This window comes from Xanthomonas hortorum pv. pelargonii (genome assembly GCF_024499015.1).
Lineage (GTDB): Bacteria > Pseudomonadota > Gammaproteobacteria > Xanthomonadales > Xanthomonadaceae > Xanthomonas > Xanthomonas hortorum_B.
This window is the reverse complement of the sequence record NZ_CP098604.1, coordinates 153225-174255: the sequence shown is the minus strand read 5'-3', so window position 1 is coordinate 174255 and position 21031 is coordinate 153225. Positions and strand designations below refer to the sequence as shown.

At 64.4% G+C, this 21031-nt stretch carries 12 protein-coding genes and 1 pseudogene; 8 read left to right on the top strand and 5 right to left on the bottom strand.

Translation table 11 applies throughout. The annotated features are described in order from the left end of the window. Window positions 1-2 precede the first annotated feature (2 nt). Window positions 3-734, top strand: coding sequence for a cell division protein ZipA (gene zipA, locus NDY25_RS00725; protein WP_168958474.1), 732 nt, complete (start codon window positions 3-5; stop codon window positions 732-734). 325 nt (window positions 735-1059) lie between these two features. Here zipA and NDY25_RS00720 read toward each other — a convergent pair whose 3' ends face one another. After that, the gene (locus NDY25_RS00720) at window positions 1060-2184 is read right to left on the bottom strand and encodes a pyridoxal phosphate-dependent aminotransferase (protein ID WP_168958473.1); all 1125 of its coding nucleotides are present in this window, start codon (window positions 2182-2184) and stop codon (window positions 1060-1062) included. Between the two features lie 193 nt (window positions 2185-2377). Between NDY25_RS00720 and ligA the strand changes: the two genes are divergently transcribed. The 6 genes and pseudogenes from ligA to NDY25_RS00690 all read left to right on the top strand — a co-directional run bounded on the left by ligA (window position 2378) and on the right by NDY25_RS00690 (window position 14252). Further along, window positions 2378-4879: an NAD-dependent DNA ligase LigA gene (gene ligA, locus NDY25_RS00715; protein WP_168958472.1), complete on the top strand. Its 2502-nt coding sequence runs from the start codon at window positions 2378-2380 to the stop codon at window positions 4877-4879. Further along, window positions 4876-5838, top strand: a complete 963-nt coding sequence (epmA, locus tag NDY25_RS00710) for an EF-P lysine aminoacylase EpmA (RefSeq protein WP_168958471.1) — start codon at window positions 4876-4878, stop codon at window positions 5836-5838. The genes ligA and epmA overlap by 4 nt, the downstream gene beginning before the upstream one ends. 169 nt (window positions 5839-6007) lie before the next feature. Continuing rightward, window positions 6008-6694 (top strand): DUF3011 domain-containing protein, encoded by a 687-nt coding sequence (locus NDY25_RS00705; protein WP_168958470.1) that lies wholly within the window; start codon window positions 6008-6010, stop codon window positions 6692-6694. An 898-nt stretch (window positions 6695-7592) separates the two neighbouring features. Beyond that, window positions 7593-8657 (top strand): S-methyl-5-thioribose-1-phosphate isomerase, encoded by a 1065-nt coding sequence (gene mtnA, locus NDY25_RS00700; protein ID WP_168958469.1) that lies wholly within the window; start codon window positions 7593-7595, stop codon window positions 8655-8657. A 210-nt stretch (window positions 8658-8867) separates the two neighbouring features. Next, a complete protein-coding gene (gene gyrA, locus NDY25_RS00695; RefSeq protein ID WP_168958468.1) occupies window positions 8868-11579 on the top strand; it encodes a DNA gyrase subunit A in 2712 nt (903 codons plus the stop codon). A 197-nt stretch (window positions 11580-11776) separates the two neighbouring features. Beyond that, window positions 11777-14252 (top strand): annotated as a pseudogene (locus NDY25_RS00690) (membrane-bound PQQ-dependent dehydrogenase, glucose/quinate/shikimate family). Window positions 14253-14510: 258 nt separating this feature from the next. On the opposite strand, the gene NDY25_RS00685 reads toward NDY25_RS00690, so the two are convergent. Next, a complete protein-coding gene (locus NDY25_RS00685; RefSeq protein ID WP_023903654.1) occupies window positions 14511-15236 on the bottom strand; it encodes a hypothetical protein in 726 nt (241 codons plus the stop codon). Between the two features lie 339 nt (window positions 15237-15575). Between NDY25_RS00685 and NDY25_RS00680 the strand changes: the two genes are divergently transcribed. Next, window positions 15576-16538: a hypothetical protein gene (locus NDY25_RS00680; protein WP_256627702.1), complete on the top strand. Its 963-nt coding sequence runs from the start codon at window positions 15576-15578 to the stop codon at window positions 16536-16538. Between the two features lie 53 nt (window positions 16539-16591). Here NDY25_RS00680 and NDY25_RS00675 read toward each other — a convergent pair. The 3 genes from NDY25_RS00675 to hutG all read right to left on the bottom strand — a co-directional run bounded on the left by NDY25_RS00675 (window position 16592) and on the right by hutG (window position 20981). Beyond that, window positions 16592-17736, bottom strand: a protein-coding gene (locus NDY25_RS00675; protein ID WP_256627573.1) for an IS3 family transposase whose coding sequence is annotated in 2 segments (ribosomal slippage) — window positions 16592-17499 and window positions 17499-17736 — 1146 coding nt in all. Because the reading frame shifts where the segments join, the coding sequence is not laid out codon by codon here. A 700-nt stretch (window positions 17737-18436) separates the two neighbouring features. Next, on the bottom strand, window positions 18437-20104 hold the full coding sequence (gene hutU / locus NDY25_RS00670; RefSeq protein WP_168960033.1) for a urocanate hydratase: 1668 nt from the start codon (window positions 20102-20104) through the stop codon (window positions 18437-18439). A gap of 16 nt (window positions 20105-20120) precedes the next feature. After that, window positions 20121-20981 carry an N-formylglutamate deformylase gene (gene hutG, locus NDY25_RS00665; RefSeq protein ID WP_168960034.1) on the bottom strand — a complete coding sequence of 287 codons (861 nt, stop codon included), beginning with the start codon at window positions 20979-20981 and terminating at the stop codon, window positions 20121-20123. Window positions 20982-21031 lie beyond the last annotated feature (50 nt).

Sequence of the window (21031 nt, the reverse complement as noted above, 5' to 3'; positions counted from 1 at the left end):
GAATGTCCGACATGGCCATGATCCGGATCGGGATCCTGATCGCTGGACTGCTGCTGGTCGCGGCCATCTTTCTGTTTGGTCGCCCGAAAAAATCGCCGCAAGGGCGCCGGGTCGACAAGGACGAGGGGCAGCCGCGCGAACGCCGCGAGCCGGTGATTTCCGGCGAGCCGGGTGTGGAGGGCGACCCGTTCGAGCGCACTGAAGGTGCCGAGCAGAGCGAACTCAATCTGGACGATGCAGATGCGGCCGGCGGCAACGATGTCGGCAAGCGTCCCAACCAGGACTTCGACAAGATCGTCTCGCTGTTTGTCGCGGCCAAGGCTGGGCAGGTGCTGCGTGGCGAAGACGTGGTGGTGGCTGCAGAGAAGACCGGGTTGGTGTTCGGCCACATGAATGTCTTCCACCGGTTGGTGGAAGGGCACCCGGAGCGCGGGCCGATCTTCAGCATGGCCAGCATCCTCAAGCCCGGCAGTTTCGACATGGCCAACATCCGCGACATGCAGACCCCGGCGATTGCGTTTTTCCTCACGCTGCCGGCGCCGATGACCGCGCTGGATGCCTGGGAAAAAATGCTGCCGACCGTGCAGCGCATGGCCGAACTGCTCGATGGCGTGGTGCTGGACGACAGCCGCAATGCGCTGGGCCGTCAACGTGTGGCACATATCCGCGACGAACTGCGCGCCTACGATCGCCAGCATCAGGCACCGCCGCTGACCAAGTCGCCGCGCTGGTGATTTCGTAGTGCTGGCGATGCGCATTATCGAGGTGGTGACTGACAGTTATCGATCGACGCTAAAAGCCGGTCTGCCGTTGGGCGCGCCCTGGCGGTAAAGGTGGTACCAGGCTGCGCGCGTACCCTCATCCGCCCCTTCGGGGCACCTTCTCCCGGTGAGAGAAGGGAGCAAAAGCCCCTCTCCTGCGGGAGAGGGGTTGGGGTGAGGGTACGGGGCGAAGCCCTGGTGTGGTTCCAACTGCACGAGGCTTCGCTCGCACCCTCATCCGTCCCTTCGGGGCACCTTCTCCCGAGGAGAGAAGGGATTGCCACTCAGTGCTTGGTGCTCAACGCTTCGCCTTGGCAAACGCCTCGCGAAACCGCAGCATCTCTGCCTCGGTGCCGACGCTTACGCGCACGCGCTTGGGCCAGATCGGCCAGCTGCGGCCGACGATGACGCCCTGTTTCTGCATCGAATCGGCGAACACGCTGGCGTCGCGCTTGACGTCGAGCAGGAAGCAGTTGGCCTGCGTGGGCAGGCAGGTGTAGCCCTTGGTCTTGAGCCAGGCGATGGTGTCGTCGCGCACGCGCGCATTTTCCGCGCGACGGGTCTGCACCAGTTGCGGGTCGCGCAGGCTGGCGATGCCGGCGGCCATTGCCGGGACCGACAACGGGTTGCTACCCAAGCTGGCGAGCTTGGTCTGCAGCCCAGGCGGCGCCAGCGCAGCGCCCAGGCGCAGGCCGGCCATGCCGTAGAGCTTGGAGAAGCTGCGCAGCACGATCAGGTCCTGACGCTGACGCACCAGATCGGCCACCGACGGTTCGTTGCTGTAGTGGATATAGGCCTCGTCGACCACCAATACCGCGCTGGCCGGCTTGTTGGCCAGCAGCCACTCGATCTCGGCGCGCGGGGTGATGGCGCCGGCGGCGTTGCCGGGATTGCACAGGTAGATCAGGCCGGCGGTGGGGTCGGCCTTGGCCATCGCCTTGACGTCGTGCGCGCCATCGGCCCGCAGCGGCACCTTGCGCACCGGCACGCCGCGCGCGTTTGCGCTGTCGACGATCGGATCGAAGCTCGGGTCGGCCACCACCAGCCCGGCACGGGCCGAAGTGAACAGGCTGCCGGCACGATTCAATGCATCCCTGGAACCGGGAAACAACGCCAGATGGTCGCCCGGCAGCTGCAACTCGCCGGTCATCAGATTGCGCAGGTCCTGCTCCATCTCGAACAGGTAGCGGCCCGAATGCGCCAGCGAGCGCGTCGCGGCATCCAGCGCGGCCGGCGCCGGCCCGAGCGGATGCTCGTTGAGGTTGAGATACACCGCACCGGCGGCCGGCGCCACGCTGGGCGTTGCCGCTGCGGCTGCGCGCTTGCGGGCTGCCTCGGCCGCGGGCGCCAGTCCCAGTGCGGACACCGCCACGCCAACGCTGGCGAGGCTGAGAAACGAACGGCGCGAGACGGGCAACGACACGGGTGAACTCCAGACGGGCGGGCGGCAGAGGGCGCCACGCTATCGGGTTTGTGCTTGTCTGACTATCGGGAAATACCCGTAGTGCTTGCTGTCGACGGCGCATGCGTGGTCGCGGCAGTGGCCGGCCGGCTACCCTTGCGCATCGGCACGGCCCGTTAGAATAGGCGGCCCCTCAAGCCAGCCCAGCGATCGTATGACTGTCAGCCCGGATCCCGCGCAGCGTATCGACGCCCTGCGTCATCGTCTCGAGGACGCCAACTACCGTTATCACGTGCTCGACGAGCCGCAGATGGCCGACTTCGACTACGACCGCCTGATGCGCGAACTGGAAGCCTTGGAGGCCGCGCACCCGCAGCTGGCCAGCGCCGATTCGCCAACCCAGCGCGTCGGCCATCTGGCTGCCTCGCGCTTTGCCGAAGTGCGGCATGCCTTGCCGATGTTGTCGCTGGGCAATGCCTTCAGCGATGAGGAAGTGGCCGAGTTCGTGCGTCGCATCAGCGAGCGGCTCGAGCTCACGCATCCGCTGTTTTCTGCCGAGCCCAAGCTCGATGGCCTGGCGATCAGCCTGCGCTACGAAAACGGCGAGTTCGTGCAGGGCGCCACGCGCGGCGACGGCGCCACCGGCGAAGATGTCAGCGCCAATCTGCGCACCGTCAAGGCGATTCCGCTGCGTCTGCGTGGCGAAGGGTGGCCGCAAATTCTGGAAGTGCGCGGCGAGGTCTATATGCCGCGCGCCGCCTTCGAAACCTACAACGCACAGATGCGCCTGCATGGCGGCAAGGTATTGGCCAATCCGCGCAACGGTGCTGCCGGTTCGCTGCGTCAGTTGGATGCGCGTATCACCGCGCAACGCCCGCTGAGTTTCTATGCGTATGGCATTGGCGAAGTGAGCGAGGGCGCATTACCGCAAACGCATTCGGCGATCCTGGCGCAGCTGCGCCAATGGGGTTTCCCGGTCAGCTCCCTGGTCGAGGTCGTGCAGGGCAGCGACGGCTTGTTGGCGTACTACCAACGCATCGGTGAAGCGCGCGACGGGCTGCCATTCGATATCGATGGCGTGGTCTACAAGCTCGACGATCTGGCCGGGCAGCGCGAGATGGGCTTTGTCTCGCGCGCGCCGCGCTGGGCGATCGCGCACAAATTCCCGGCGCAGGAGCAGTCCACCACGGTGGAAGCGATCGAGATCCAGATCGGCCGTACCGGTGCGGCCACGCCGGTGGCGCGGCTGAAGCCGGTGCATGTGGCCGGGGTGATCGTCACCAACGCCACGCTGCACAACGCCGACCAGATCGCGCGGCTGGATGTGCGCGTGGGCGACACGGTGATCGTGCGGCGTGCCGGCGATGTGATTCCGGAAGTGGCTGGTGTTGTCGCCGATCAACGGCCACCCGGCACGCAGCCATGGCAGATGCCCACGCAATGCCCGGTATGCGGCTCGGAGATCGTGCGCGAGGAGGGCGAGGCGGTATGGCGTTGCTCCGGCGAGCTGACCTGCCCGGCGCAGCGCAAGGAAGCGTTCCGGCATTTCGTCTCGCGCCGCGCGATGGATGTCGATGGCCTTGGCGAAAAATTCATCGAGGTGCTGGTCGACAGCGGCGTGGTGCAGGGCGTGGCCGATCTGTATCTGCTCAGCGTCGATCAACTGCTGCAGTTGCGTCTGATCAGCACCGCCGAGAGTCCGCATGCGTTTTTGCGCGAAGCGCGCGAGCATCTGGCCACCGGCGCATATGCGCAGTTGGAAAAGACGGTGGTGAGCATCGGTGTGGATCTGGCCGGCGAGCGCGAGGTGCCGCAAACCTGGCAGGCCGATCTATTGCGTGCCGGCCTGCCGGCCTTCGACTGGAACCGCAAGAAGATCGCCACCAAGTGGGCGGAAAACCTGATCGAGGCGATTGAAAAATCGCGCGACACCACGCTCGAACGTTTCCTGTTTGCGCTGGGCATCGAGCATGTCGGCGAGAGCACTGCCAAGGCCTTATCGGCCTGGTTCGGCGATCTGGAACTGATCCGCCACCTGCCGTGGCCGCTGTTCAAGCGTGTGCCGGATATCGGTGGCGAGGTGGCGCGCTCGCTCGGGCACTTCCTGGATCAGCCCGGCAATCAGCAGGCCATCGACGATCTGCTGCAACGTGGCGTGCGCATCGGCGATGCACATCCGCCTTCGCCCAAGCTGCGCGACGCGCTGAGTTTTGCCAGCGTGCTGGAAGACATGGATATCCCCAAGGTGACGCCGGTGCGTGCGCAGCAACTGGCCGCCGCGGTGGACTCGTTCGATGCGTTGCGCAGCGCCGGTGCCGATGCCTTGCTGCAGGCCGGCGTGCCTGCGGCAGTCGTCGCTTCGGTGCAGCAATGGCTGGAGCGGCCGGAAAATGCGGCGTTGGCCAGCGCAGCGCAGCAGGCCATGGAAACGGTGCTCTCGCGCCTGCCCGAAGCCGATGCGCTGCAGACCGGCCCGCTCGATGGCCAGACCGTGGTGATCACTGGCACCTTGGCCGCATTGACGCGCGATGCCGCCAAGCAGCGCCTGGAAGCGTTGGGCGCGAAAGTCGCGGGCAGTGTCTCCAAGAAAACCGCGTTTCTGGTGGCTGGCGAAGAAGCCGGTTCCAAGCTCGACAAGGCGCAGTCGCTGGGCGTGGATATCTGGGACGAAGCGCGGCTGCTAGCGTTTCTCGGCGAGCACGGCCAGCAGCGATGAGTGCGGTGCAGATCGATCTGGCCGCGTTGCAGTTACGCGCGCGGCTCAATGCGGTGATCCGCGCGTTCTTCGCCGAGCGTGGCGTGCTGGAAGTGGAAACGCCGGTGCTCTCGGAGGCCGGCAACACCGAGCCGAATATCGAAAGTTTCAGCACGCGCTTCAGCGGGCATGTGGATGCCGGCGCAGCGGTACGTTGGTTGCGCACCTCGCCGGAGTATCCGCTCAAGCGCCTGCTCGCGGCCGGCGTGGGCGATTGTTACGAGCTGGGGCGGGTGTTCCGCAATGGCGAAGCAGGCGGCCGCCACAATCCCGAGTTCAGCATGCTCGAGTGGTACCGGGTGGGCTGGGACGATCGCGCCTTGGCGCAGGAGACCATCGCGTTGGTGCAGCACGCGCTTGCGTTGGTCCAGCGCCAGGCGCGTGTGCAGGTGCTGAGCTATCGCGACCTGTTCCTGCAGCAGTTGGGTATCGACCCGTTGCTCCATCCGATCGAAACGCTACGCGCGCCGTTGCACGACATCGCCATCGATCCACACGGCCTGACCCGCGACGACTGGCTGGACCTGCTGATGACCCATCGCATCCAGCCCAGCTTTGCCGACGACACCTTGACTGTGGTGCACGACTGGCCGGCCAGCCAGTGCGCATTGGCGCGCATCCGCCACGACAGCCCGCCGGTGGCCGAGCGCTTCGAGCTGTATCTGGGTGCTTACGAGGTGGCCAACGGGTATCACGAGCTCAACGATGCGCAGGAGCAACGTGCACGTTTCCTGCGCGACAACGCGGTGCGTGCCGCGCGCGGGGTACAGCAGTTGCCATTGGATGAACGCTTGCTCGCGGTGTTGTCGCAGCTACCCGATTGCGCCGGTGTGGCGGTCGGCGTCGACCGCTTGTTGATGGCCTTGCGTGGCACCGCGCAGATAGCGGATGTGCTCGCGTTCGAGTTCGCCCGCGCCTAGCGCCGGCGCAGCCTGCTCGGGCTGTGCCGACGACTTCGTGGCGTATCGCAGGCCCGAAGTGCCATCCAGTTGTCATCGGCACCGTATTGCTTTCTTCACATCGATGATGCTCTCATCCTCACGTCCACGGGGGCTCGGCGCAGAGTGTGTTTGGGTGAGGAGTGTCGGCATGAAGTGGCTGGTCAGCTTATGCGGTTTGTGGTGCTTGCCGCTGCTGATGCTCGCCGATGCGCGTGCCTCGGATCGAGCCTCCGGCGTGGTGCGTTGCGAGTCCAAGGACATGGCGCGCACGCACTGTGCGATGGACACCGAACACGGCGTGCAACTGGTGCGCCAGCTGTCCGAAACCAGCTGTATTCGCGGCAGCGAGTGGGATGTGGAACGCGACGGCGTATGGGTCGAGCAGGGCTGCCGTGCGGAGTTCGCCTCTGCGCGTGTGCCAGCCTCCCCGCAGATGCGCCGCGTGGTGCGCTGCGATTCCAACGGCGGCAAAGTGGCCTGCCCGGTGATACTGCGCGGTGCACCAGTGCGTTTGTTGCGTCAACGCTCGATGTGGCCGTGCAAGGAGGGCCGCACGTGGGGCACCCGCCGTAACGAAATCTGGGTGTCACGCGGTTGCGATGGAGAGTTCGAAGTCGGTGCCGAAGATGGTTCCGGCTTTGTGGCTGTGCCGCGCATGGTCACCTGCGAATCGAAGAAGAGCTCGCGCCGCACCTGCGGGGTGTCGGTGGAGCGCCAGGTGCGTGTGGGCCGGCAGATCTCCAAAAAAGAATGCGTGGAAGGCCAGACCTGGGGCTGGAGCCGCGACGGGGTGTGGGTGAACGACGGCTGCCGTGCCGAGTTCATCGTCGACTGAGCTGCTGACGAACCTGCTGCGTATTGGTCTATTGCAGAGCGGTGGATCTTGGCTTTCGCTGCACAGCGTGGCTGATCTGTGGTTTGGCTGCAGGCCCTTGCCCGCCCACCATCGTGGGACACGCTGCAAGTACGTCCTTGTAGCTCTTACGCGGCATCCATGCCGCGTAAGGTCCCGCGACGGTGAGCGGGCAAGGGCCCGTCGCGATGGTCGGTGTGCATAGCTTTCAATAAAGCAGTCAGCAAACTGTCTGGTGCGGTGTCCTCACCGATTGCGGGACCGTGTGGCGGCATGGATGCCGCCACCGAGCCCCCAGGGACGGGTTTACGGCGTGTCCCGCGAGCGGTGAGGACACCGCGCCCTCGATGCTGCGGGTTTGGCTGCAGGGCCCTTGCCCGCCCACCGTCGCGGGACACGCCGCAAGTACGTCCGTGTAGGCTCTTACGCGGCATCCATGCCGCGTAAGGTCCCGCGACGGTGAGCGGGCAAGGACCAGTGGAGACGGTCGGTGTGCATGGTTGCAAGCAAGGCATGGTGTGTTGTCTGGATAACACCGCGACGGATCAGCTTCGCAGCGCAACGCGATCGACGGGCAGGTTTCAACAAAGGAACCGGCAAACTTCCTGGTGCGGTGCCCTCGCCGATTGCGGGACCGTGTGGCGGCATGGATGCCGCCACCGAGCCTCCACGGACGGATTCACGGCGTGTCCCGCGAGCGGCGAGGGCACCGCGCACTCGACCAACCAGGCTTTTGACTGCATCCAAACTACTCGCTACGTTTTTTAGCCGCTCTAAATACCTTCGCCTAGCACGCGCTTGAGGCATTGTTGCGCGCTGCCCCCAGGCTGAGCACGGCAGGTCCACTGACTGGGCTGCCCGCGCGCCTTACAATAGCGCCATGAACGACAGCGCCCACATCGATTACGCCCGCTACGACCACATCCGCCCACTGCTGTGGACCGGCGATGCCCTGGAATTGCTCGACCAACGCAAGCTGCCCTTCGTGGTGGAACATGTGCGTTGCGAGAGCAGCGATGCGGTGGCCGAGGCGATCCATTCGCTGGCGGTGCGCGGCGCGCCGGCGATCGGGATTGCGGCCGGGTGGGGCGTGGTATTGGCGGCGCGCGACATCGATGCCGATGACGGCAGCGCGGTATTGCAGAAGCTCGAACCGGCGCTGTTGCGGCTCAATGCCGCGCGTCCGACCGCGGTCAATCTGGCCTGGGCGCTGATGCGCATGCGTCGCGTGCTGGGCGCTGCCGGCGCCGACTGGCGCGAGGTGATCGCGCGCGAGGCGCAGGCCATCGCCGATGAAGATCTGGCAGCCAATCGGCACATGGGCGCACTCGGCGCTGCGCTGATCGCGCCGGGTAGTGGCGTGCTGACCCACTGCAATACCGGCTCGCTGGCCACCGCCGGTTTCGGCACCGCGCTGGGCGTGATCCGTGCCGGCATGGCGCAGCAGCGCATCGGCAAGGTGTTTGCCGGCGAGACCCGGCCGTGGTTGCAGGGCGCGCGGCTGACCGTGTGGGAGCTGCAGCAGGATGGCATCGACGCGACCTTGATCGCCGATTCGGCCGCCTCGCACCTGATGAAATCCGGCCTGGTGCAATGGGTCATCGTCGGCGCCGACCGCATCTGCGCCAATGGCGATACCGCCAACAAGATCGGCACCTATCAGCTGGCCATCGCCGCGCGCCACCACGGCGTCAAGTTCATGGTGGTCGCGCCGTCGTCGACGGTGGATATGGCCACCGCCAGCGGCGAGCAGATCGAGATCGAGCAGCGCGACCCGGGCGAATTGTTCGGGGTGGGCGGGGTCAGAACGGTGGCCGATGGCATCCATGCCTGGAACCCGGTATTCGACGTCACCCCCGGCAGCTTGATCGATGCGATCGTCACCGAGCGCGGGGTGATTGCGCAGCCCGACCTGGCGCAGATGCAGGCCGCATTCGGCGCCTGAGCCCGGCGCGTGCGATAACGTCGCCAACACCGCGCAAACGCCTTGCAAGTGCTTGTTTCTGGCTGGTAAACCGGCGGCATCGGGCTGCCCCTTCGTGGTACAATCCGGTGCTTGAATCGATCGGCGGGAGCGTGGGGCCGGCAGCCTGTTACAGGGTGCTCCCGACGCGGCTTTCCGGCTCGCCCGCCACCTCAAAATTACGGAACCCGAATGGCAGAAACCGCCAAGGAAATCATCCAGGTCAATCTGGAAGACGAGATGCGCAAGAGCTATCTCGATTACGCGATGAGCGTGATCGTGGGCCGCGCACTCCCCGATGCCCGTGATGGCCTCAAACCTGTGCATCGCCGCGTGCTGTTTGCCATGCACGTGCTGGGCGCGCACAGCAACAAGGCGTACTTCAAGTCGGCGCGTATCGTCGGCGACGTCATCGGTAAATACCACCCGCACGGCGACCAGTCGGTGTACGACACGTTGGTGCGCATGGCGCAGCCATTCTCGCTGCGCTACATGATGGTCGACGGCCAGGGTAACTTCGGTTCGGTCGATGGCGACTCTGCTGCGGCGATGCGTTACACCGAGTCGCGCATGTCGCGTCTGGCGCATGAGCTGATGGCCGACATCGACAAGGAAACCGTCGATTTCCAGCCCAATTACGACGAAAAGGAACTGGAACCGACGGTCATGCCGACCCGGTTCCCGAGCCTGCTGGTCAACGGCTCGGCCGGTATCGCGGTGGGTATGGCCACCAATATCCCGCCGCATAATCTGACCGAAGCGATCAACGCGTGCATCGCCTTGATCGACACGCCGGAGCTGGATGTCGAAGGCCTGATGGAGTACATCCCGGGCCCGGATTTCCCCACTGCCGGCATTATCAACGGCACCGCCGGCATTGCCGCCGGCTACCGCACCGGGCGTGGCCGGGTGCGCATGCGCGCCAAGGCCGACGTGGAAGTGGCCGACAACGGCCGTGAAGCGATCATCGTCACCGAGATCCCGTATCAGGTGAACAAGGCGCGGTTGATCGAGAAGATCGCCGAGCTGGTGAAGGAAAAGAAGCTCGAAGGTATCAGCGAGCTGCGCGATGAGTCCGACAAGGACGGCATGCGCATCTACATCGAGGTCAAGCGCGGCGAGTCGGCCGAGGTTGTGCTCAACAACCTGTATCAGCAGACCCAGATGGAGTCGGTGTTCGGCATCAACATGGTTGCGCTGATCGACGGCCGCCCGCAGTTGATGAACCTCAAGCAGATGCTGCAGGCGTTCATCCGCCACCGCCGCGAAGTGGTCACCCGCCGCACCATCTTTGAACTGCGCAAGGCGCGTGCGCGTGCGCATGTGCTGGAAGGTTTGACCGTCGCGTTGGCCAACATCGACGAGATGATCGAGCTGATCAAGACCTCGGCCAATCCGCAGGAAGCGCGCGAGCGCATGCTGGCCAAGACCTGGGAGCCGGGGTTGGTCGGCGCCTTGCTGGGCGCAGCCGGTGCCGAAGCCTCCAAGCCGGAAGATCTGCCGCCGGGCGTGGGCCTGATCAAGGGCTTTTACCAGCTCACCGAAGTGCAGGCCTCGCAGATCCTGGAAATGCGTCTGCATCGCCTGACCGGGTTGGAGCAGGAAAAGCTGACCGACGAGTACAAGCAGTTGCTCGAGGTCATCCAGGGCCTGATCCGCATCCTGGAAAACCCCGACGTGCTGTTGCAGGTGATCCGCGACGAGCTGATCAATATCCGCGAAGAGTACGGCGACGAACGCCGCACCGAAATCCGTCACAGCGAAGAAGATCTGGATATTCTTGATCTGATTTCGCCGGAAGACGTGGTGGTGACGCTGTCGCACGCCGGTTATGCCAAGCGGCAGCCGGTGAGCGCGTATCGTGCGCAGCGCCGTGGCGGCCGTGGTCGTTCTGCCGCGGCGACCAAGGAAGAGGACTTCATCGATCAGCTGTGGCTGGTCAACACGCACGACACGTTGCTGACCTTCACCAGCAGCGGCAAGGTGTTCTGGCTGCCGGTGTATCAGTTGCCGGAAGCCGGCTCCAATGCGCGCGGCCGTCCGATCATCAACTGGATTCCGCTGGAACCCGGCGAGCGCGTGCAGGCGGTGCTGCCAGTGCGCGAATACGCCGATAACCGCTATGTGTTCTTCGCCACGCGCAACGGCACCGTCAAGAAGACCCCGTTGAGCGAATTCGCGTTCCGTCTGGCGCGCGGCAAGATCGCCATCAACCTCGATGAGGGCGATGCGCTGGTCGGTGTGGCCTTGACCGATGGCGACCGCGACGTGCTGTTGTTTGCCTCCAACGGCAAGACCGTGCGCTTTGGCGAATCCACGGTGCGTTCGATGGGCCGTACCGCCACCGGCGTGCGCGGCATCCGTCTGACCAAGGGCGAAGAGGTGGTCAGCCTGATCGTGGCCGAGCGTGCTGCGGGCGTCGAAAGCGATGTCGAGGAAGAGGGCGTCGAGGACGTTGTGGAGACCACGGACGTGGCCGATGCGGCAGTGATCGAGGTCGCCGAAAACGACGACACGGCCTATATCCTCACCGCCACCGAGAACGGCTACGGCAAGCGCACCCCGCTGGCCGAGTATCCGCGCAAGGGACGTGGTACGCAGGGCGTGATCGGCATCCAGACCACCGAGCGCAACGGCAAGTTGGTGCGTGCGGTGTTGCTGGGCGGAACAGACGAAGTGCTGCTGATTTCCGACGGCGGTACGCTGGTGCGCACCCGCGGTTCGGAGATCTCGCGTGTGGGTCGCAACACGCAGGGCGTCACGCTGATCCGTCTGTCCAAGGGCGAAAAGCTGCAGGCGGTGGAACGTCTGGATGCCTCGCTGGATGAAGTGGAAGACGTGGTGGACGATGCAGCCGTCGCACCGGCAGCAAGCACCAGCGAGTTGCCGCCGACCGAAGCATGATCGCGCGTAGCGAGTAACGCAGTTGAAGAAAAACGCCGGCGCACAGCCGGCGTTTTTTATTGCACGCGGTGACATCTGCAACCCGCAGTGTTTTTCGACGGGGGCCGCAAAGAGCGCGGCTCTTTCACCGTTGCGGGTCGAAGGTGGTTGGCGGTGCGGCGGCGTTGCGTCGCCGCAGAATCGAAGAGGAACAACTGATGACGATCGTGCATCGTCCTTCCCGTCGCGGCCATTGGGCGCTGGCGACACTGGGAGGCGTGATTGGAGTGCTCGGCGCTGTGCTGCTTGCAGGCGGCGTGTGGTTGGCCGCGCTGGGCGGCTCCTGGTACTACGCGCCTGCGGGCGCGGCCATGCTGGTTGCCGGCGTGCTGCTGTTTCGCGGTCGCAATGCGGGCGCGTGGTGGTTTGCTGCAGTGGTCGTGGCGTCGTTGCTGTGGACATGGTGGGAATCGGGCAGCGATTACTGGCGTTGGGTGCCGCGTGCGGGCTTGATCGTCGGCCTGGCGTTCGTGCTGGCGCTGTTGCTGCCCAAGTTGGAGCGCCCGGTGTCGCGCGGGCTGTCGCGCAGCGTGGCCGGCGTACTGGCGGCGGTGTTTGTGGTGGCCTTCGCGCTGGCGTTCGTGCCGTTGGGGTGACCGAGGCCGATGGCGCGTTGGCGCATGCGGCCGGTGTTGCCGCGAGCCTGGTCAATCGCAACGTTCCAGCGTCGCTTGCGTCCTCTGGCGCACAGCCGGCAAATGCACCTGCCGATGACGACTGGGCCGCGTATGGACGCAGCCAGGCCGGGCTGCGTTATTCGCCGCTGCAGCAGATCAATCGCGATAACGTTGCGCAGTTAAAGCAGGCCTGGCTCTTTCACACAGGCGACCTGCCAAGCAAGCGCTGGGGTGCGGAAACCACGCCGCTGAAGGTGGGCGACAGCCTGTATGTGTGCACTGCGCGCAATCAGGTGATCGCGCTGGATGCATCCAGCGGCAAGCAGCGTTGGCGCTACGATCCCAAGGTCAAGGACGAGGCAATTCCGTACACGGCTGCCTGCCGCGGCGTGTCGTATTACGAGATGCCGGCGGCAGCCAACGATGGCGCAGGAGCGGTGGCAGCGGATACCTCGGCAATGTGCCGCACGCGCATCATCGAAGGCACGCTGGACGGCCGCCTGATCGCACTGGATGCACGCAGCGGCAAGCCGTGCGCGGACTTCGGCAACAACGGCCAAGTCGACATCACCGTGGGAATGGGCGAGACCCCGCCGGGCTATGTGTCGATCAATTCGCCACCGGCGATCGTGCGCGGGGTGGTGGTCACCGGGCATCAGGTGCTGGATGGGCAGAAGCGTTACGAGCCGTCCGGTGTGATCGAAGGCTTCGATGCGGTGACCGGCAAGTTGCGCTGGGCCTGGGACATGACCCATCCGGACTGGAACGGCGCACCGCCGCCGGGCCAGAGCTGGACGCGTGGCACGCCGAATATGTGGACCACCGCCGCGGCCGACGAACAGTTGGGCTATGTGTATCTGCCGATGGGCAATTCCACCGCCGATTACTGGAGCAGCTCGCGCACGCCGCAGGAGAATCGCTATGCGACCTCGCTGGTGGCGCTGGATGTCACCACCGGCAAGCCGGTGTGGAATTTCCAGACCACGCATATCGATGCCTGGGATTACGATCTGGGGTCGCAGCCGAGCCTGATCGACTTCCCCAAGGACGGGGTCACGGTGCCGGCGGTGTTGTTGCCGAGCAAGCAGGGCGAGCTGTACGTACTGGATCGGCGTACCGGCAAGCCGCTGGTGGGTGTGGAAGAGCGTGCGGTGCCCGGTGGCGGCGTGGAGCCGCAGATGCGCGCCAAAACCCAGCCGTTCTCGCTGTATCACACGTTGCGCAAGCCGGATCTGACCGAGCGCGACATGTGGGGCATGACACCGATCGATCAACTGGTGTGCCGCATCCAGTTCCGCAAGGCCAGCTACAAGGGCATCTACACGCCGCCGGAGGCCGACCGGCATTCGATCGAATATCCCGGTTATAACGGCGGGTCGGATTGGGGCAGCGTGGCGGTGGATCCGCAGCGCGGCGTGATTGTGGCCAACTACAACGACATGCCCAACTACAACCTGCTGGTGCCGCGCGCCAAGGCCGACAAACTGGGCTGGGCACCGCGCGACGAAGTGCGTGGCGATGCGGGCGGTGCGGAAGGCGCGGGCGACCCGCAGGCTGGCACGCCGTACGCGATCAACGTCAACGCCGGCTGGCGTTTGCCGTTCACCAAGTTGCTGTGCAAGGAGCCTCCTTATGGCGGCATCCGCGCGATCGATTTGGCCAGCGGCAAGACGCTATGGGACCGTCCGTTCGGCAGTGCGCGCGGCAATGGGCCGTTCGGTATCCGCTCGGGGTTGCCGATCGAGATCGGCACGCCGAACAACGGCGGTTCGGTAGTGACGGCAAGCGGATTAATCTCATTGCCGCAGCCACCGACGACCTGATCCGCGCCATCGATCTGTCTACCGGCAAGGAGCTGTGGCACGCCAAGTTGCCGGCCGGTGGTCAGGCCAACCCGATGGTGTACGCCTACGGCGGCCGCGAGTATCTGGTGATCATGGCCGGCGGCCACCACTTCATGGAAACGCCTGCGGGCGATGCGTTGGTGGCGTATGCGTTGCCGCAGAAAACGCCTTGATTTGAGCCGTTCTCGAACCTGCTCGCCAGAGTTCGTTAGCCGTTCCTAAGGCTTGAAACAAAAAAAGCGCACCGTAAGTGGTGCGCTTTTTTATAAGTAACCGCAATGCAACTGTGACTCAACGACGCACATCAACACGCTGTTCGACAATCATGCATCTATATGTTGACCTGACAGAACACCGCGCCCACGCTCTTGCGAATCCCGAATCCCGAATCCCGAATCCCGAATCCCGAATCCCGAATCCCGAATCCCGAATCAAGCCACATTTGCCGCAACTGCCTCTTCCATCACCGCATCCTGCGCGTCCTGCGCCAGCGTGGCCTTGACGATGATCGAGCGGATGGCGTCGGTGGCATCGGACAGGGGGACATCGCTGCTCAGACGCTGAAAGGTATCGCGGCTGTTGTAGCCGGAGCCGTCTTTCAAATAGTGGTCGTACATCGACAGCAGGTCCTGGCAGGCCGTGATCAACGCGGCGACGTTACCGCGCACCAGCGCATGGCCGATCTGGTCGAAGCTGTGCAAGCAGTCCGCCAACCAGTGCAGGTCGTAGCGGGCAGTGTTCGGTTCGGGGGCATTGTGGCCGCGGCTGTAGGCGCTATAGCGACGCAGGCTGCGCGCAACGCGTGCCACATGTGCAAACAAGGTGCCGATTTCGTTGGCGATGTCCAGCTGCTGCACCATCACCATCGGAATCACCTGGGCCGTGGTCGCTTGTTGCTCGGCCGCATTCTGTTCCTGCTGCTCCAGCGACTGTTTGAGCACCGCGTAGCTGCGCTGCAGCGATTCCAGCTCCAGCGTGCTGGCGGCCGCGCGTGCCTTCAATTGCGACAGCGCAGCCTGGTAGCGGGCAAGACTGTCCTGGGTGTTCGCAAGCTGGCCGGACTCGGCACGCAGTTGCCGGCCACGCACGAACGCCAGCCCGGTGGCGATGAGCGCCCAGAGTGCGAATGCAGGCACCAGGTAGATCAGGATGCCCATGGAGGCTCCTCGAAACGTTGCATACCTTGTCGGCCTGATCCCGGCAGTCTTGAGGGCAATTGTCGAGAATGTGACGGGCTACGGTGGTTTTGCCGTCAAAGCAGGCCGCCAACGTGCAGGTCTCGCGCACCCCTGACGAAAGACACGTTGCGAGCGGTATCCCTGCATGTTCGAATCAACGCACTCGCCAGCCCAGAATTCCGCATGCGCAGATGGAGTGATTGCTGGCCGACCAAACTGCGGAACATGCGCGTAGTGGCACTGATCTGGATGTTGCTGTGCGCCACTGCGCATGCCGCGCCACCCACACCATCATCGACGTCATCGACGCACGTCCAGGTGGGCTACAGCGAAGCGACGGATCTGTTCAACCTGCTGGATAACCTGTCGGATTGGTTGCCGGGCTTTACGGTGCCCGTCTACCGCAGCTACATGGAAGCCCATGGCGGGCTGGATCAGGCGGACCTTGCCGCGCTTGCCGCCTATGCGGATTTCCGCCGCCGCACCTCGGGGCTGGCAAAGGACGACGATCTGGAGGTGGTCGACCGAGTCTTTGCGCCAGACGTCACCCGTGAGGCGGATCCGTTCTCCCGGCATTTCCTGGGGAGCGAAGACTTCGAGGCTTCAGCGAACGCCGCCATTGCAGAGCAGTCGGCAGATGACCAGAGGCTGTTGCGCGCGTATTTTGCGCGGTTCGTTCCGCGTGCCAGTCGTTTGATCGCAGTTGCATCCCGGTTCGAGCAACAGATACGCGTGCTGAGAGAGGAGCTGTCCAACCCCGCCGTTTCCCGCCTGGCATCGCAGATGCGTGATTTCTTTGCGGTGCCGGAACCTCCGGTATTCGAGGCACGATTCGTGTGGTGGCCGGAGATGGATACCACCCAGGCCAAAGTGCGTGGACGCACGATGCTGCTCTATTCGCAGCACGATGCGCTCACCGGCACGGCATCGATGGACTGGACGCCGATCGTGTTGCACGAGTTGAGTCACTACTTGTCTGCGGGGCAGCCATCCGCGCGTAAACGCATGCTCGCTGCGAACTTCTTGTGGCTGTGTCCGAGTGCGTCCACCTTGCGTAACCCGCTCAACGCGCTGGAAGAGCCATTGGCGATTTACTGGGGACAGTATCGATTCGAACACGCGGTACGTGGACGTGCGTTGCCGATGGCGTCGCAGTGGTATATCCAGGCGGATGCAGATCGCGCGGCGAAGGCGATCGCAGCTTCTTACCCGGCAAGCGGGGCGGTGCCGCTGCTCGATGACAGCGCATTGCTGGCTGCTGCTGCATCGGCCTGCAAGTAAACAGAGCTGGAAACCAAAGCCGACTGATGATACGCCCAGGGTTCCGTAGACACTCAAGACCCTCGTTGCGCGTAGCGCCGTTCAAACTCTACAGGGGACAAGTCGCCAGTTGAACCGTGGCGGCGGTTGGGGTTGTAGAACATCTCGATGTAGTCGAATACCTCGGCGCGAGCGGCGTCCTTGGTGGGATAGGTCCGCCGCCTGATCCGCTCGCGTTTGAGCAGGCCGAAGAAGCTCTCTACGGGTGCGTTGTCGTGGCAGTTGCCACGCCGACTCATGCTGCACACCAAGCCATGGGACGCCAGGAAACTGCGCCAGTCATCGCTGGTGTAGACAGACCCTTGGTCCGAGTGAACCAAGCAACCAGTGTTGGGTTTGCGCCGCCACACCGCAGACAACAAGGCCTGCACGACCAACTCGGTGTCGGCCCGATCGCGCATCGCCCAGCCGACGACCTGCCTGGAAAACAGATCGATCACAACAGCCAGGTACATCCAGCCTTCATGCGTGCGGATGAAGGTGAAATCGCTCGCCCAGGCCGTGTCCGGCTCCGTCACGTCGAACTGTCGGTCAAGCAGATTGGCAGCCGCCTTGCACTGCATCCCTCCATGGAAGCGCGGTTTGCGACCATAGCCCACCTGGGCACGCAGTCCCTCGGTGCGCATCAGCCGATGCACCCGATGGCGACTACAACGCTCACCCAGATCGCGCAGATCCGTGGTGATCTTGCGATGCCCATAGACACTGCCGCTGGCCAGCCAGTGGTGCTTGATTAGTCCAAGCAAGCGATCATCTTCCTTGGCGCGCTCACTGTTGGGCGAGCACAACCAGGCGTAATAACCCGACCGGTTGACCCGCAATACCCGGCACATCGCACACACCCTGAATTCCCTGCAGTGGGCTTGCATGAAGGCGTACTTTGCCTTTACCCCTTGGCAAAGTACGCGGCGGCCTTTTTTAGGATGTCGCGCTCCTCGGTCACTCGACGCAACTCTGCCTTCAGCCGCCGAACCTCGGCGCTCTGGTCCACCTCGGCGCGATGCACCACGCCAGACTTGCCGAACGTGCGCAGCCAGGCGTACAGGCTGTGCGTCGTGACACCCAGCCGCTCGGCGACTTCTGCCACCTTGAACCCACGATCAGTCACTTGCCGGACCGCCTCGATCTTGAACTCATCCGTATACCGCTTGCTGCTCATAGACACCTCCGAATCGACCATTTTCCATGGCCTTGAGATGTCTAGGAAACCCTGGGCGTATCATGAGGCGATGCATTTCCTGCAGAGTATCTGGCTCGCTCATCTGGAGAGTGGCTTGTAGACGTCGAGTCCATTTAGAGCGGCTAACACAACTCGTGTAGAGCGGTTGATCTGCAGCTTGGCTGCGGGGCCCTTGCCCGCCCACCATCGCGGGACACGCCGCAAGTACATCCATGTAGGCTCTTACGCGGCATCCATGCCGCGTAAGGTCCCGCGACGGTGGGCGGGCAAGGACCAGTCGGGATGGTCGGTGCGCGTAGCTATTCTAAAAGCAACCAGCAAACTGTCTGGTGAGGACATCGCGTCCTCGACTGACCCAGCTTTTGACCTAAGCTTTTGACTGCGTTTAACCGCCGCCGCGACCGAAATCTCGGTTGTCCTTGGAGTGGTTGAACAGTGTGGCGGATAGATCAGTTGTAGAGCTGATGTCTGCAGCTTGGCTGGTGGGCCCTTGCCCGCCCACCATCGCAGGACACGCCGCAAGTACATCCATGTAGGCTCTTACGCGGCATCCATGCCGCTTAAGGTCCCGCGACGGTGGGCAGGCAAGGACCACTCGAGATGGTCGGTGTGCATGGTTGCGAGCAGTGCACACAGCCTGCCGACAGCGTGCGGTATACCGCGCTGTCGGAGGGCGAACTCAGCCAAGAATCCCCGGCAAATCCAGCCCTTTTTCCTTCGCGCAGTCGGTGGCGATGGCATAGCCGGCATCGGCGTGGCGCATGACGCCAGTGGCCGGGTCGTTCCAGAGCACGCGTTCGATCCGCTTGTCGGCCGCTTCGCTGCCGTCGCAGACGATCACCATGCCGGCGTGCTGCGAGAACCCCATGCCGACGCCGCCGCCGTGGTGCAGCGACACCCAGGTGGCGCCGCTGGCAGTGTTGAGCAGGGCATTGAGCAGCGGCCAGTCGGAGACCGCATCGGAGCCATCGGCCATGGCCTCGGTTTCGCGGTTGGGCGAGGCGACGCTGCCGGAATCCAGATGGTCGCGCCCGATGACGACCGGCGCCTTCAATTCGCCGCTGCGCACCATTGCGTTGAAGGCCAGACCCAGTCGATGCCGATCGCCCAGACCGACCCAGCAGATGCGCGCAGGCAAGCCCTGGAAGGCGATCTTTTCGGCGGCCATATCGAGCCAGCGATGCAGATGCGCATCGTCGGGAATGAGTTCCCTGACCTTGGCGTCGGTCTTGGCGATGTCCTGCGGATCGCCACTGAGTGCGACCCAGCGGAACGGGCCGATGCCGCGACAGAACAGTGGCCGGATATAGGCGGGCACGAAGCCGGGGAAGTCGAACGCGTTGTCGACGCCTTCCTCCAGTGCCATCTGGCGCAGGTTGTTGCCGTAGTCCACGGTGGGCACGCCGAGTGCGTGGAACGTGAGCATGGCGCGGATGTGGCTGGCCATCGACTCGCGCGCGGCGGCTTCCACCTCTTTCGGCGCGCTCACGCGCTTTGCGTCCCATTCTTCCACGCTCCAGCCCTGCGGCAGGTAGCCGTTGACCGGGTCGTGCGCGGAGGTCTGGTCGGTCAACAGGTCCGGCTTGATCCCGCGTAGCAGCAGTTCGTCGAGCACATCGGCGACATTGCCGAGCAGGCCGACCGACAGCGGCTTCTTCGCCGTGCACGATTCCTCGATCAGGCGCAGCGCTTCGTCCAGCGAGTCGGTCCAGGTGTCCAGATAGCCGGTGCGCAGGCGCATGTCGATGCTGGAACGGCGGCATTCCACCGCCAGGCACGAGGCGCCGGCCATTACTGCGGCCAGCGGCTGCGCGCCACCCATGCCGCCGAGGCCGCCGGTGAACAGCCACTTGCCGGCCAGGCTGCCGCCGTAATGCTGGCGGCCCATCTCCACGAACGTTTCGTAAGTGCCTTGCACGATGCCTTGCGCGCCGATGTAGATCCAGCTGCCGGCGGTCATCTGGCCGTACATCGCCAGGCCCTTTTTATCGAGTTCGTTGAAGTGGTCCCAGGTGGCCCAGCGCGGCACCAGGTTGGAGTTGGCGATCAGCACGCGTGGCGCATCGGCATGGGTGCGGAACACGCCGACCGGCTTGCCGGATTGCACCAGCAAGGTCTGGTCGTCGTCCAGGCGGGTGAGTGCGGCGACGATTGCGTCGAAGGATTCCCAATCGCGCGCGGCGCGGCCGATGCCGCCATACACCACCAGCTCCTGCGGGCGCTCGGCCACGTCCGGGTCCAGGTTGTTCATCAGCATGCGCAGCGGCGCTTCGGTGAGCCAGCTCTTGGCGGTGAGCGTGGTGCCGGTGGCGGCGCGGATGACGCGGGTTGCATCGTGACGGGTCATGCCGGGTTCCCTGCAATCAACGGTGCGCCGCAGGCGGCGTGGTGTCGGAGGAGGGGGGTGTTGCGTTGGCGAAGTGCAGGCAGGTCAGCAGCACGTGACGCAGCACGGCGCGTAATGCCACTGCGTGCGCGGGATGCCACGGCGTGGGCCAGGTGTCTGGCGTGATGTCGTCGGGCTCGCGCATATAACCGCGGCAGGCCAGCTCCATCTGCAGCGTATGCACGCCGCGCTCGGGCTGCGCGTAGTGGCGCGTGATCCAGCCGCCCTTGAAACGCCCATTGCGCACGGTGCTGGAGCCACTGCTGCGGCACAGCCGTTCCACCGCGTCGGTCAGGTCTGGATCGCAACTGCGGTCGTCATTGCTGCCGATATTGAACTGCGGCAACTCGCCGTCGAACAGATGCGGAATATGCGAGCGGATCGAATGCGCGTCATAGACCACGATCTTTGGGTGTTGCACGTGCAGGCGCGCAATCTCGGTGTCGAGCGCAGCGTGATAAGGATCGAACCAGCGGGTGCGGCGTCGCTCGATCTGCGCCTGATCAGGTGCGTCACCGTCTGCGTACAACGGCTGATTGTCGAAGGTGGTCAGCGGGCACAGACCGGTGGTGTTCTGGCCCGGATACAACGATGCGCCGCTCGGGTCGCGATTGACGTCGATCACCGAGCGCGAGATCGCGGTACGCACAGTGGTGGCACCGAGCGATTGCGCGAAGTCGTACAGCTGGTGCACCCACCAATCGGCATCGCGGCGCGCCAGCCACGGCGACACGAATCGACCGGCCACGTCGTCCGGCAGCTCGGTGCCGGTATGCGGGAAGCTGACGATCAGTGGCGCGTCGCCTCGGTGTATTTCGAGCCAGGGCAGGGCGCTCATCGTTGCGTGCCTTGCATCGGTGCAATCGCCCAGACGTCTTGATAGCGCGA